The following is a 13,058-nucleotide window of genomic DNA, read 5'->3' as shown; positions in this document are numbered from 1 at the left end:
CTTCTGCAAGCTCAAGGAATTCAAACGTATCCCGTTGCGCGCAGATAAGACCGATCAAAGCTTCGCAGCCATGATCCATCTGGCCGCAGCCGTGATAAACTCCCGATGAATCCCAACAGACCCTAGCGCGTACTGTATCTGCTGGCCGCTCTCGGACACGGTGTTGAGATGATAAAGCTTGGCGTCCACCGGTGCACCGCTATTGCCAAGGAATTGCGCGAGCTGGCTGACCGGTACCCAGTTCGCCTTGACCTCGATCGAATCCGCCGGGAACACGATCGCCTTGTCATAGGCCTTCAAGCCGGCGCGGCTGAACAGCTTGTTGTCCTTGATGAAATCGAAGGTCGCACGATTCCGCCGCACCTCCTCGCCGACGCATAATTGCCCGGCCTGGCATTGGGTCGACGAGAACGGCAGCACGAAAGGCGTGAGCCCACCCTGCGGCTGCCCTATCAGTTGACGCAAAACCGGCTGGTGCAGCGGTTTTTCGGCGGTTCCCGGACCCGGCCAGGATGGGTTGGTCTGGAACGTGTCGTTGTCCGTTGCCCAGGTCTCGAACAGCGCGTTGTTGTTGCCGGTCGAGGCCGCGTTCGAATTCACATACAGGAAGATGCACCACGATATCCGGTCCGGCGCATTCAGCGCGGGGTTGAGGCCCATCATGAAATCCTTCTCGGAACCGGGAGAGGGCCCTGAAAGGCAGGCGTTCATGCTCTTCAACGCCGCGTCATCCGTATTCTGCGCGACCGCTGCCTCCCCAGTGATCCCGAAGAAGAGGGCGAGCGCCGCCGTCAGGCCGACCGATAGTTTGCCGCGCATGATAAATCTCCTTAAAAATGCATCTCGTATATAATCTACCTATAGTAGATCATAATTGTGACGATCGCAAACCGGCAATATTGGCCGAGGGCGGAAACCTGCCGGCCTCTCGCCTGAAAGCTCGCCAACTCGGCGCGCGGCTGGTCAACCGGATCGCGACAAGGCGCGCCGGCGAGTTTCCTCAAGTCGTCTGCTGAGGTGGTCGGTGAGAAGCTGAAGCCTGAGGGACAGGAGCGTAGCTAGCGCAAGGTGGGCAAAGCGAAGCGTATCGACCACTTTGGCGGCAATAAAAAAGGTGGGCATAGCGCGTCGCGCCTTTGCCCACCTTACGATCGTGCCGGCGTAGATGAATTAATCGAACAGGCTCGACACCGACTCTTCCGCCGCAGTGCGCGCGATCGCGTCGGAGATCAGGCTGGCGATCGGCAGCGTGCGGATGTTCGGCGCCTTGGTCACCGCATCCGTCGGCAGGATCGAGTCGGTGATCACGAGCTCCTTCAACTTCGAGCCCGCGATGCGCGCGGCCGCGCCGCCGGAGAGCACGCCGTGGGTGATGTAGGCGTAGACGTCCTTGGCGCCCTTGGCGATCAGTGCGTCGGCCGCGTTCACCAGCGTGCCGCCGGAGTCTACGATGTCGTCGATCAGGATGCAGGTGTAGCCGGCGACGTCGCCGATCACGTTCATGACCTCGGATTCGCCGGCCCGCTCACGGCGCTTGTCGACGATCGCGAGCGGGGTGTTGATGCGCTTGGCGAGGCCGCGAGCGCGGGCCACGCCGCCGACGTCAGGCGAGATCACCATCGTCTTGGAGAGATCGAACTTGTCCTTGATGTCGCGCACCATCAGCGGCGCCGCGTAGAGATTGTCGGTCGGGATGTCGAAGAAGCCCTGGATCTGGCCGGCATGCAGGTCGAGCGTCATGACGCGGTCGACGCCGGCCTGCGTGATCAAATTGGCGACGAGCTTGGCCGAGATCGGCGTGCGCGAACCCGATTTGCGGTCCTGCCGGGCGTAGCCGAAATAGGGCAGCACCGCGGTGATGCGGCGCGCCGAGGAACGGCGCAGCGCGTCGGTGATGATCAGCAATTCCATCAGATGGTCGTTGGCCGGGAACGAGGTCGACTGGATGATGAAGGCATCCGAGCCGCGGACGTTCTCCTGGATCTCGACGAAGATTTCCATGTCGGCGAAGCGCCGTACCACCGCCTTGGTCAGGGGCAGGTCGAGACCTTGCGCGATGGCCTGGGCGAGAGCCGGATTGGAGTTGCCGGCGACGAGCTTGATGGAGCCGTTCTTGGCCGACATGGACGCTTCCTCCCGCGCTTTGCTGGACACGATGTTCAACATCTCGAATACCCACGGAGCACGGTTACGACGGGCGAGGAAATATCAGGCCGAGGGCTGCAATGGCAACCCGGGATGCTACGTTTTCCTGCGAAATCCCGAGTCTGGCCAACGGTTTGGCGGCAATTTGGGGCCGTGGTTTAGCGGGGGTTATCGCTCGGCATAGCCGAGCGCCGAGGCCGGCATCTCGGCCGCCCGAGCCTCTGGGATCACGCTCGCCACCGCTGGTCCGCGCAAGCCGGGAGTCGAGCTCGGCGCATCCGGCGTGCCGCTGATCATGTTGGAAAGTCCGCTGAATCCGGCCTGGGCGATCTTCCGCAGCACGAGGTCGTCGGCAGCTCCCCAAGGATCCCGGGCAGCATCGCGGCCGCCCTTGGCCGCAGTCGGTTCCTCGCCGGAAAGGCGCAGCGCCCGCTGCTGGTTGGCGTCGTAGACGTCCCAGACCCAGGCGATCACGGTCTTGCCGCGCACGATCTGGGCGGAGAGGTAGCTGCGCACGCGGTAGGCGGCCGTCCCCTCGCGGGAGACCACGGACAGGCTGCGCAGCTTGGATTCGCTGTCGAGCACGCCGACCATGCGGTCGAACACTTGCGGCGGCGGCCCGTCGATGGATTCGAACGCGACCGTCGCCCCAGAGCCGGCGCTCGGCGCCATCGCATAGGAGTTCGCGGAACCACCGCCACCGGCACAGCCGCCAAGCGCGGTCGCAGCCGCCAGCAGCATGACCGCCAGCACACGCGAACCTGCGCGGCGCAAGATGAATGACGCGTCCCTCATTATGGAGGGCAGCGATATCGTTAAAACGCATTAACGTCTAGGGCGGGAGCGCCAAAACGCGCCGTCATTCCCAGGCGCGCCACTTGGCGCGAGCCCGGAATCCATTTCACCGCGTCAGTTGCTGTGCGATGGATTCCGGGTTCTCGCTTTCGCCAGCCCCGGAATGACGGCGTGTTGCCCTTGTGTTCACGCTTCGAGCGCGATGGCGTGAACGTGGCGGCCGTAATCCGGCTCCTTGCGATGCACCGAGCGGCGGTAGCTGAAGAAGCGCTCGTCGGCATAGGTATCGAGGCCGAGATCGTCGATCATCAGGATGCCCGCGGCCTCCAGGCGTTTCCGGATGAAGCCGGCCAAGTCGAACATCGCGTGGCCTTCGCGCACCGACGGGATGAAGAACATCGCATTGTCCGCATCCGCCTCGATGAAGCGCGCCACGAACTCGTTGCCGACCTCATAGCTGTCCTGGCGGATCAACGGGCCGATCGCGGCGATGATGCCGCCGCGCGAGGCTCCGAGCTTTTCCATCGCCGAGATCGTCGCCTCCAGCACGCCTGTGAGCGCGCCCTTCCAGCCGGCATGTGCGCCGCCGATCACGCGCGCGTCGGGATCGACGAACAGCACCGGCCCGCAATCGGCGGTGGAGACGCCGAGCGCGATGCCCGGCACTTTCGTCACCAGCGCATCGCCCTTCGGCCGCGGCCTGCCCGGCCACGGGGTGTCGGCGACGAGGACGTCGGGCGAATGGATCTGGTGCAGGCTGAGAAAGCGTTCCGGCGCGACGCCGACATGCTCGGCCATGCGGCGGCGGTTCTCCGCGACAAGGGCCTGATCATCGTTGGAGCCGAGCCCGCCGTTCAGCGCGGAATAGATGCCGCCTGAGACGCCGCCTTCGCGGGTGAAGAAGGCATGGCGCAGGCCGGGCACGGCCGACAGCAGCGACGAAGCAAGCGTCATGAGCCGCCTCCGGCCCGTTCGAGATCGCTGAGGCCCGCAACGCTGGTCAACCGCGACTCGGAGATGCCGAGCACCTTGAACATCGAGCCCATGCCGCTGCGTCCGGTATCGGTCAGGCGTTTGAGCGCGATCGAAATATCAGTGGCGACGTCAGGCGTCGCCTTCTGCATCAGCGCCGCGGCACGGGTGTCGATGCCGACGCGCTTGAGGAAATCGCCCTGCGTCACCGGGCCGTGCACGCGGGCGCCGACATCCTCGGCCGCGCGCGCGAGCGCCTGGAAGTCGACATGGGCGGTGACGTCGGCCTGGCCCGGCGCCTTCAGGGGATCGGTGAAGGTGTGGCGCGCGATCGCCTGGAAGGTGTCGCCGGCATCGCTGCGCAGATGGCCGTAATCGATGATCAGCGCCGCGCCGTCCTGGTCGCGCACGCGCGTCGCGAGCTTCATGATCTCCGCATCGGGCCGCCATTCGAACACGGCCCCGACGGGCGCGGCGCGCACCAGAGGCGGCAGCAGCACCTCGAACCGCGGCGTCGGCTCGGAAGCCGCGCCGAACTGAAGTTTTCCGTTGGCGTCGATCTCGATCACGCGCTCGTGCCAGCCGTTCTCGTGACGGACCATCTGGTGGATCGGCAGTACGTCGAAATATTCATTGGCGAGGATGATGCTCGGCCCCTCAGGCACGTCGTCGATGCTGTCGTGCCAGGCGATGTTGCGCACGCCCGACAGCGTCGCATCCTGCCGCTCGCGCAGGACCGGATTGACCTCGACCATGTGGATGTGAAGCGCTTGGTACAGCGGGGGCAGCACGCGGAGTGCGCGGAGCGCATCCGCCATCATGGTGCCGCGGCCGGGGCCGAGCTCGATCAGCCGCAGGAATTGCGGCGAGCCCATCTGCTTCCACACCGAGGCGGTCCACAATCCCAGCAGCTCGCCGAACATCTGGCTGACCTCGGGCGCGGTGGTGAAATCGCCCTCTCGTCCCAAGGGATCGCGCGAGACGTAATAGCCATAGCGCGGATGCATCAGGCACAGTTCCATGTACCGCCAGACCGGCATGGGGCCCGAGGATTTGATCAGCGCCTTGATCTCGTTGAGTAGCGGCTGTTCGGTCACGGTCTATCTTCTCAAGAGGAATTAACGAATGGCCTTTGCGGACTTCGGCGCTCCACGCTTCACTGCCAATACAATAAGTATGAGGCCTACAATAAGCATCGGGATCGACAACAGCATGCCCATGGTTAATCCGCCCCAGAGAAATCCGAGCTGGACGTCCGGTTCGCGGAAATGCTCGCCGGCGATCCGGCTCAGACCATAGGTCAGGATGAAGGCGCCGAGGATCATGCCCGGCCGCTTCAGGGCACCGAAGCGGATCATGATGGCGAGCACCGTGAACAGCAAAATTCCTTCCATGCCGGCTTCATAGAGCTGGCTCGGATGGCGCGGCAGCTGGGCGGGATCGTTGGGGAAGATCATCGCCCAGGGCAGCTCCGGGTCGGTGGCGCGGCCCCACAATTCGCCATTGATGAAATTGGCGATGCGCCCGAGCAGCAGCCCGACCGGAGCGACGGCAGTGGTGATGTCGCCGAGCGACAGGATCGGGATGTGATTGCGATAGGCAAACCACATCACCGCGACGACGCAGCCGAGGAAGCCGCCGTGGAAGGACATGCCGCCTTCCCACAGTTTGAAGATCGCGGCGGGATGGTCGATGAAGAAGGGCAGGTTGTAGAACAGCACGTAGCCGGTGCGGCCGCCGAGGATGATGCCGAGTGTGACCCACAGAATGAAGTCGTCGATCTGCACCAGCGACATCGGCGCCGGGCCGCCCCACAGGCGCTCTTTCTTCAGGAGCGAGCGCGCATAGAGCCAGCCGAACACGATGCCGCAGATATAGGCCAGCGCATACCAGCGGATCGCGAACGGACCGATCTCGATCGCGATCGGCTTGAAGGCGGGAAAGTCGATGAGAAGAAGCTGCATCGCACCTTGGTTTCAAGAAGTGAAGGTCGATATGTGACCAGGACGAAGGTCCGCTCCCTCCCCCGCTTGCGGGGGAGGGCTGGGGAGAGGGTGTCTCCACCGAAAGACTCCCAGCGAGGAGAGAACCCCCACCCAGCGCTTCGCGCCGACCTCCCCCGCAAGCGGGAGAGGTGCACCGAGTTCGCGGATAGACCGATCCATCCCGTTCTACACGAGATTGCGGCGATAGAGCGCCAGCAGACGCTCCCAATGCCGCTCGGCGGCGTCGCGGTCATAGACCGGACGCCTGGGAAAGGCGAAGCCGTGATGGGTGCCGGGATAGATCTCGACCTCGGCTTTGGCGCCGCTCATGCCCTGCTTGACCTTCTCGATGATCTCGGTCGGCGCGTAGATGTCGGTCTCGGCGCAGGCGAAATAGAGCTCGGCCTTGGTCTTGCTAGAAGCGAGATGCGGGCTGTCATCTTGATCCGTCGCAAGCTGCGTACCGTAGACCGAGGCGGCGGCCTTGACGCGATCGGGGAAATGCGTGGCGGCGTTGACGGCGTAGCGGCCGCTCATGCAGTAGCCGACAGTGCCGATCAGCCTGGTGTTCGCGGCCGCCTGGCCCTCGGCATAGGTCAGCAGCGCGCGCGTGTCGTCCATGATCATGGGGATCGTGAGCGAACCCATCAGCGCGAACATGCGCTTGCGCTCCGGCGCATTCGGATCGGCCGGCAGCGCGCCGAGCTCCATCACGCCGGAGCGGTAATAGAGGTTCGGCAGCATCACGTAATAGCCCGATGTCGCGAGCCGGCGCGCCATGTCACGCAGCTCTTCGCGGATCGCCGGCGCGTCCATGTAGAACAGGATGACCGGAAACGGCCCGCCGCGTTCGGGATGGGTGATGAAGGTTGCGGTGTGACCGTCCTTGGTGGGGATCGCGATCTGCTGGTCGATCATCTCGAGCGCCTTTGTGATTCTTCTTATGCAGGGACGTTGAATACGATTGCAAGGAAACCGGGGCATGACAAGGATACCGCCGATCGGCTCTTGAACCGGCCCAATCGGATTGCCATTGTCTCCTTGCGAGTTCGCGCAGAGTTCATCGAAGGCCGCCAGGAGACCGACATGACCCAGACCAACAACCGGTTTTTCGATGAGATCGGCCGCCTGATGAACGACGCCGCCGGTGCCGCGCAGGGCGTCAAGCGCGAGTTCGACACGGTGATGCGCACCCAGGCCGAAAAATTCCTGCGCGACATGGACCTGGTCAAGCGCGAGGAGTTCGACGCGGTCAAGGACATGGCGCGCCTGGCGCGTGAGGAGAACGAGGCCCTGAAAGCACGCATCGCGGCGCTGGAGGCCAAGCTCGGCGGGTAACTCCGGCGGCTCCATCCGGACTATCGGGTTCCGCCCGGCGGCCCATTCTCCTTGTCATTTCCGCGTCTTCCGGGTAAAAGCCCGCCACGTCCGCGGCCCCCGCACCCCTGGAGGCTTGCTGCGGCGTATGCCATGGGCCGCCTTGCGGCCCATTAACTTTTGCAAAAACAAGGACTTAACGTTATGGCGACCGTCAAGGAATTGAAGGCGACCGCACGTCCGAAGAGCGGCAAGGGGGCCGCCCGGGCAGAGCGTCGCGCCGGGAGAGTGCCCGGAGTTATCTATGGCAACAACCAGCCCCCGCTCCCGATCTCGGTTGACGATCGCGAACTGCGCACGCGCATCCTCGCCGGCCGGTTCCTGACCACGCTGGTCGACATCGACCTCGAGGGCAATAAGCACCGCGTGATTCCGCGTGACTACCACCTCGATCCGGTCAAGGACTTCCCGATCCACGTCGATTTCATGCGGCTCGGCGAAGGCGCCACCATCCGCATCAGCGTTCCCTTGCACGTGGTGAAGGCTGAAGGTTCGCCCGGCGTGAAGCGCGGCGGCGCCGTGAACATCGTTGCGCACGCGATCGAGCTCGAGTGCGGTGTGGAGAACATTCCGCAGTTCATCGAGGCTGATGTCGGTTCGCTCGAAATCGGCCACTCGCTGCATCTCTCCGACATCAAGCTGCCGGCCGGCGTGAAGGCGCTGACCTCCGAGGACGCGACCCTCGTCACCATCGTGCCGCCGTCCGGCTACGCCGAAGAGCAGAAGGCCGCGGCTGCTGCTCCGGCTGCGGGTGCCGCTGCTCCGGCGGCCGGTGCTGCCGCTCCTGCTGCGGGTGCTGCTGCTCCGGCGGCGGCTGCCAAGGCTCCCGCTGCCAAGGCTCCCGCCGGCGGCGACAAGAAGAAGTAATCTCTCAAAGCCGGCGCGCGGTCCCTGACCGCGTGCCGAGCGAGGGGCGCGCCGCGTCATGCGACTCTTTGTTGGGCTCGGCAATCCCGGCGCGAAATTCGCACGTAACCGACACAATGTCGGCTTCATGGCCGTCGACGAGATTGCGCGGCGTCATGGTTTCGCACCCTGGCGCCGCAGGTTTCAGGGCGAGACCTCGGAAGGCGCGCTCGGCACTGAGCGCGTGATCCTGCTCAAGCCGACGACCTACATGAACGAATCCGGCCGCAGCGTTCAGGAAGCGGCAAGCTTCTTCAAGATCGCGCCGGGCGACGTCACCGTGTTCCATGACGAGCTCGAACTGCCGCCGGGCAAGGTGCGGGTGAAGATCGGCGGCGGCATCGCCGGCCACAATGGTCTGCGCTCGATCTCGGCGCATATCGGCAACGAGTACCGCCGGGTGCGGCTCGGCATCGGTCATCCCGGCGTCAAGGAACTGGTGCACGGCCACGTGCTGTCGGACTTCGCCAAGGCCGACAATGACTGGGTGGCGACGCTGTGCGAGGCGGTGGCCGAGCACGCGGCATTGGTTGCCAAAGGCACGGATGCGACCTTCGCCAACAGGGTGCACCTCGCCATGCAGGCGAAGGGATTTTTGACCAAGGACGATAACGGCAAGGAATAACGCTCGTGGGATTTAAATGCGGGATCGTCGGGTTGCCCAATGTCGGCAAATCGACCTTGTTCAATGCGCTGACCGAGACGGCCGCGGCGCAGGCGGCGAACTATCCGTTCTGCACCATCGAGCCGAATGTCGGCGAGGTCGCGGTGCCGGATCCGCGGCTCGACAAGCTGTCGGCGATCTCCAAGTCGGCGCAGATCATCCCGACCCGGCTGACCTTCGTCGACATCGCCGGCCTCGTGCGCGGCGCTTCCAAGGGTGAAGGCCTCGGCAATCAGTTTCTCGCCAACATCCGCGAGGTCGACGCCATCGCGCATGTCGTGCGCTGCTTCGAGGACTCCGACATCACCCATGTCGAGGGCAAGATCGCCCCGCTCGCCGACATCGAGACCATCGAGACCGAGCTGATGCTCGCCGATCTCGACAGCCTCGAGAAGCGCGTCGACAACCTCTCCAAGAAGGCCAAGGGCAACGACAAGGACGCCAAGGAGCAGCTCGACCTCGTCAATCGCACGCTGGTGCTGCTGCGCGAGGGCCAGCCCGCGCGCCTCGTCGAGCGCAAAGCGGAGGAGGAGCGCGCCTTCGGGATGCTCGGCCTGCTGTCGTCCAAGCCTGTGCTCTACGTCTGCAACGTCGAGGAAGGCTCGGCCGCGACTGGCAATTCGTTCTCGAAGGCGGTGCAGGACCAGGCTGCCAAGGAAGGCGCCATTGCCGTCGTCATCTCGGCAAAAATCGAATCCGAGATCGCCACCATCTCGCGTGACGAACGCGCCGACTTCCTGGAGACGCTGGGTCTCGAAGAGGCCGGCCTCGATCGTCTGATCCGCGCCGGCTATACGCTGCTCGACCTCATCACCTATTTCACGGTGGGCCCGAAGGAAGCGCGCGCCTGGACCATCTATCGCGGCACCAAGGCGCCGGGCGCGGCCGGTGTGATCCACACCGACTTCGAGAAGGGTTTTATCCGCGCCGAGACCATCGCGTATGACGACTACGTCGCGCTGAACGGTGAAGCCGGCGCCCGCGATGCCGGCAAGCTCCGCCTCGAAGGCAAGGAATACGTCGTCGCCGACGGCGACGTGATGCATTTCAGGTTTAATACGTAAGATATCGACGGCCTCGTAGGGTGGGTTAGCGCAGCGTAACCCACCATGCTTTCGCGTCTGCCGAACGAAGCCGGTGGGTTACGCCTTCGGCTAACCCACCCTACAGCAACGCCTCACCGCAACCCGCCGCCCTGATCCCTGATAGCGCCGAGATGCTCGTTGATGCGGAAGATGATCAGGATCAGCTCCGCGACGATGCGCGAGAACACGACCCCGACGACGACGCTCGCGATCGACGACAGCAGCATCAGGAAGCCGCCGAACGGGCTGATCGCCATCATCGCGAGGCCGGAGAAGATGCCGGAGAGGCCGAACAGGCAGATCAGCGCGATCACCAGCCAGTAGAAGGTCTTGATGATCGTCGGCGTGATGAAGCGGTCCCATTGAAACAGGTCACTGAATGAAAACATTGCTCTCCCCAGGGCAATTCAGGTGTTGTCAAATCGGGCCTTGCAAGTGGATCCTGGCCCTCGGTTGATCCGACTCAGAGTCCAACGCCGGCGCGTCGAATGTAGCACGAGCCATGCGGGCCGGCGGGTTGAGATTGCCGCAAAGTGCGGCCACAATCTGTCATTCCCTCAAACCCTTCCCAAGATGACCCTGACCTTCGAAGATTTCCCGCCCGGCCGGTTCGGAACATTCGGCCCGCGCCATGTCACCCGCGACGAGATTTTGGCCTTTGCCGCCGAGTTCGATCCGCAACCGATGCACCTCGACGAGGAAGCCGCCGGCAAAAGCATGCTGCGCGGCCTGTCCGGCTCGGGCTGGCATCTTTGTTCGCTGATGATGCGGATGATGGCCGACGGTTTCATCACCCGCGCCGCCTCGCTGGGATCTCCCGGCGTCGAGGAGGTGCGCTGGCTGTCGCCGCTTAGACCTGGCGACGACCTCATGCTCGACGTCGACGTACTGGAAGCGCGCACCTCGAAGAGTCGCCCGGAGCTCGGCATCGTCAAGTTCAAATGCACCGTGCGTAACGCGGCGGGGCAGGCGCTGTGCGAGATGACCTCGCCGATCCTGATCAAGCGGCGCGAGGGGGCGGTCTGATGCGGTTCTTCGAGGACATCGAGATCGGCCATCGTCGCGAGATCGGCGCCTACGTTTTCACGGCGGACTCCATCAAGGCGTTCGCCACGAAGTTCGACCCGCAGCGTTTTCACCTCGACGAGGAGGAGGGCAAGAATTCGCTGTTCGGCGGGCTCGCGGCCTCGGGCTGGCATGTCGGCTCGGCCTGCATGAGCCTGCTTGTCGCCGACGGCCAGCGTCTGGCGCGGGAAGCCGCGTCGCGCGGCGAGGAGGTCGCGGTGTGGGGCCCGTCGCCGGGCTTTCGCGACCTGCGCTGGATCAGGCCCGTGCTCGCCGGCGACACTGTCGCTTACGCCAACGTCGTCATCGACAAGCGCAGCTCCGCCTCGCGTCCCGGCTGGGGCATCTTGACCGCCCGTACCACCGGCACCAACCAGCGCGGCGAGGACGTCTACGCCATCACCGCCAGTGCCTTCGTGCCGATGCGTGCGAAGGGCGGGTAGACTCGAGCGAGCGCTTCTTAACCTCTCCCCGCTTGCAGGGAGAGGTCGGATCGCGCTTGCGATCCGGGTGAGGGGGTACAGGTCTCTCGATGATGTCATGTGAGGAGAGAGCCCCTCACCCCACCCTCTCCCGGTAAGAACGGGGCGAGGGAGAAGAGAAATCGCGGAACTGTTGCCCCCGCGCTATGGACGCGATTCCGGGCGGCTGCCATAAGCCTGCGCAACATGGTTTTCCCGCGAAGCAGTTGGCGGAACCATCGAGTTGCTAACCAATTATGAACCTGTCGCTGTCTATTTGAACGATCTGGGCAGAGTACAGGGGACGAGGACCATGGCAGACCGCGGCGCACTCAAGCTGGTCGGATTCATCTTTGCTACCGCGACGCTGGCCGTGATGCTGGTCGCCGGCATGGTGGTGAAGGGCTATGCCGATGGCGCCTACACCCTGGAAGCCTCGACTGTGGAAGCCGCCCGGTAAGATTTCGTTAACTCTCCGGGACCGGCATCAGGGCCCGCCTCAGCGGCTGTAGACGAACGCCAATATGGTGATCGCAACCGCCAGCAATCCGACAAAACGCAGCATGATCGTGCCGAACTGGTTCGGCGCGGGCCGCATCGGAATGGGGTCCGTGGTGTCGGGCCGAATGCTTTCCATCTGAAATGTCCCCAAGCCCGGCCGCAAGGCTGCGGGCGCCTGGCATTGGTCGGCGCTGGGGCCCGGAGGGTTCAAACCGCACCTTCCGCTGTCATGCCCCGCGAAGGCGGGGCATCCAGTACGCCGCGGCCTCTCCGTGTCCCGCACCTTCTCGGAGTACTGGATCACCCGCTTTCGCGGGTGATGACACTTTCAGTGGGGGGCGCGTGCGCACCCCATCACACACCCACGAATCAAAACCGCCGCGCCCCTTTCGGAACGCGGCGGCTGGTGACGCGTGATGGCAGCGATCAGCTGTTGCGCAGGCCGTCGGCGGCGCGCTTCCACTGCGAGACGTTGTCCGCGATCATGCGGGTGGACTTCATCGCGGCCTGGCTGAGCTGGGCGTAGCCGGAGATCTCGCGCTGGACGCGCTGGCCTTCGGCGTGGAGCAGGTCGCGCAGGCTCTCGAGCTCGGAGATCAAATTCTCGATCTCGGCGAGCGAGGTGCCGGCCACGCGCTGGATCAGCGAGTTGACGTTGGTGACGGTGGCTTCGGCGCTCGGATCGAGCGGCGGCGCGTCGGTGGTCGTCGACGCCGGACGGCGCAGATAGGCGATGTCGTTGCGGACGAAGTCACGGATGCCGGCTTCGACTTCCGTCACTGCGGCGAGGTTGGTGTCGACCGTCTCGGTCTCGGTGGTTTCGGTCTTTTCCGGACGCATGGCGTTCATCGTTGTTCCCCTGTTCGCGTTGAGCGCAGCGCGAGTCTCCCCCGCACGACGACGTCAGCCAGGGACTAGGGCGCCGGATTTTGGCCGCAACTTGGCCGAGGTGCGGCAAGGGCGGTCCATTCGGGGGTTTTGCCGTGGCGTATGGTTACGAGAGTCTGAACGCCGGCCGCCGCGTCGAAGTGAATGCGCGGCCCGGTCGGTGCTCGACTCCCTCGCCCCGCTTGCGGGGAGAGGGTGGGGTGAGGGGGAGTCT

Annotated in this window: 17 protein-coding genes; 7 read left to right on the top strand and 10 right to left on the bottom strand. The window is 64.4% G+C overall.

Features of this window, described 5'->3' with window-relative positions:
- Positions 1 to 54: 54 nt before the first annotated feature.
- The 7 genes from QCM77_RS44355 to QCM77_RS44325 form a co-directional block, all read right to left on the bottom strand.
- Positions 55 to 819 (bottom strand): hypothetical protein, encoded by a 765-nt coding sequence (locus QCM77_RS44355; RefSeq protein ID WP_462804410.1) that lies wholly within the window; start codon positions 817 to 819, stop codon positions 55 to 57.
- A gap of 351 nt (positions 820 to 1,170) precedes the next feature.
- Entirely contained in the window at positions 1,171 to 2,124 is a 954-nt protein-coding gene (locus QCM77_RS44350) for a ribose-phosphate pyrophosphokinase (protein WP_211381483.1), read from the bottom strand.
- A gap of 189 nt (positions 2,125 to 2,313) precedes the next feature.
- On the bottom strand, positions 2,314 to 2,940 hold the full coding sequence (locus tag QCM77_RS44345; protein ID WP_280096949.1) for a hypothetical protein: 627 nt from the start codon (positions 2,938 to 2,940) through the stop codon (positions 2,314 to 2,316).
- Positions 2,941 to 3,126: 186 nt separating this feature from the next.
- Positions 3,127 to 3,894 (bottom strand): peptidoglycan editing factor PgeF, encoded by a 768-nt coding sequence (pgeF, locus tag QCM77_RS44340; protein WP_279668736.1) that lies wholly within the window; start codon positions 3,892 to 3,894, stop codon positions 3,127 to 3,129.
- The gene (locus QCM77_RS44335) at positions 3,891 to 5,009 is read right to left on the bottom strand and encodes a class I SAM-dependent methyltransferase (protein ID WP_280096948.1); all 1,119 of its coding nucleotides are present in this window, start codon (positions 5,007 to 5,009) and stop codon (positions 3,891 to 3,893) included. Before QCM77_RS44335 ends, pgeF begins: the two co-directional genes overlap by 4 nt.
- Before the next feature lie 21 nt (positions 5,010 to 5,030).
- A complete protein-coding gene (gene lgt / locus QCM77_RS44330) occupies positions 5,031 to 5,876 on the bottom strand; it encodes a prolipoprotein diacylglyceryl transferase (RefSeq protein WP_280096947.1) in 846 nt (281 codons plus the stop codon).
- A gap of 207 nt (positions 5,877 to 6,083) precedes the next feature.
- Positions 6,084 to 6,815 carry a dienelactone hydrolase family protein gene (locus tag QCM77_RS44325; protein WP_280096946.1) on the bottom strand — a complete coding sequence of 244 codons (732 nt, stop codon included), beginning with the start codon at positions 6,813 to 6,815 and terminating at the stop codon, positions 6,084 to 6,086.
- A gap of 168 nt (positions 6,816 to 6,983) precedes the next feature.
- Between QCM77_RS44325 and QCM77_RS44320 the strand changes: the two genes are divergently transcribed.
- The 4 genes from QCM77_RS44320 to ychF all read left to right on the top strand — a co-directional run bounded on the left by QCM77_RS44320 (position 6,984) and on the right by ychF (position 9,908).
- Complete coding sequence (locus QCM77_RS44320; protein ID WP_279668732.1) at positions 6,984 to 7,235, top strand: accessory factor UbiK family protein; 252 nt, start codon at positions 6,984 to 6,986, stop codon at positions 7,233 to 7,235.
- 183 nt (positions 7,236 to 7,418) lie between these two features.
- Entirely contained in the window at positions 7,419 to 8,141 is a 723-nt protein-coding gene (locus QCM77_RS44315; RefSeq protein WP_279668731.1) for a 50S ribosomal protein L25/general stress protein Ctc, read from the top strand.
- Positions 8,142 to 8,199: 58 nt separating this feature from the next.
- Positions 8,200 to 8,805 carry an aminoacyl-tRNA hydrolase gene (gene pth / locus QCM77_RS44310; RefSeq protein WP_279668730.1) on the top strand — a complete coding sequence of 202 codons (606 nt, stop codon included), beginning with the start codon at positions 8,200 to 8,202 and terminating at the stop codon, positions 8,803 to 8,805.
- Positions 8,806 to 8,810: 5 nt separating this feature from the next.
- Positions 8,811 to 9,908 (top strand): redox-regulated ATPase YchF, encoded by a 1,098-nt coding sequence (ychF, locus tag QCM77_RS44305; protein ID WP_279668729.1) that lies wholly within the window; start codon positions 8,811 to 8,813, stop codon positions 9,906 to 9,908.
- A 113-nt stretch (positions 9,909 to 10,021) separates the two neighbouring features.
- Here the strand turns inward: ychF and QCM77_RS44300 are convergent, their stop codons facing one another.
- Positions 10,022 to 10,318, bottom strand: coding sequence for a DUF4282 domain-containing protein (locus QCM77_RS44300; RefSeq protein WP_279661433.1), 297 nt, complete (start codon positions 10,316 to 10,318; stop codon positions 10,022 to 10,024).
- 184 nt (positions 10,319 to 10,502) lie between these two features.
- On the opposite strand from QCM77_RS44300, the gene QCM77_RS44295 reads away from it, so the two are divergent.
- The 3 genes from QCM77_RS44295 (at position 10,503) to QCM77_RS44285 (ending at position 11,915) form a co-directional block, all read left to right on the top strand.
- A complete protein-coding gene (locus tag QCM77_RS44295) occupies positions 10,503 to 10,955 on the top strand; it encodes a MaoC family dehydratase (protein WP_279690629.1) in 453 nt (150 codons plus the stop codon).
- The gene (locus tag QCM77_RS44290) at positions 10,955 to 11,437 is read left to right on the top strand and encodes a MaoC family dehydratase (protein ID WP_279661431.1); all 483 of its coding nucleotides are present in this window, start codon (positions 10,955 to 10,957) and stop codon (positions 11,435 to 11,437) included. Before QCM77_RS44295 ends, QCM77_RS44290 begins: the two co-directional genes overlap by 1 nt.
- A 331-nt stretch (positions 11,438 to 11,768) precedes the next feature.
- Entirely contained in the window at positions 11,769 to 11,915 is a 147-nt protein-coding gene (locus tag QCM77_RS44285; RefSeq protein ID WP_007596790.1) for a hypothetical protein, read from the top strand.
- 39 nt (positions 11,916 to 11,954) lie between these two features.
- Here QCM77_RS44285 and QCM77_RS44280 read toward each other — a convergent pair whose 3' ends face one another.
- Together QCM77_RS44280 and QCM77_RS44275 are read right to left on the bottom strand one after the other, a co-directional pair.
- Positions 11,955 to 12,092 carry a hypothetical protein gene (locus QCM77_RS44280; RefSeq protein ID WP_280096945.1) on the bottom strand — a complete coding sequence of 46 codons (138 nt, stop codon included), beginning with the start codon at positions 12,090 to 12,092 and terminating at the stop codon, positions 11,955 to 11,957.
- 290 nt (positions 12,093 to 12,382) lie between these two features.
- Positions 12,383 to 12,805: a hypothetical protein gene (locus QCM77_RS44275; RefSeq protein ID WP_279661429.1), complete on the bottom strand. Its 423-nt coding sequence runs from the start codon at positions 12,803 to 12,805 to the stop codon at positions 12,383 to 12,385.
- Positions 12,806 to 13,058: the final 253 nt, after the last annotated feature.

Origin of the sequence: Bradyrhizobium nivariense (assembly GCF_029846695.2) — a bacterium.
In the GTDB taxonomy this organism is placed as follows: domain Bacteria; phylum Pseudomonadota; class Alphaproteobacteria; order Rhizobiales; family Xanthobacteraceae; genus Bradyrhizobium.
This window is presented reverse-complemented; position numbering and strand designations above follow the sequence as displayed.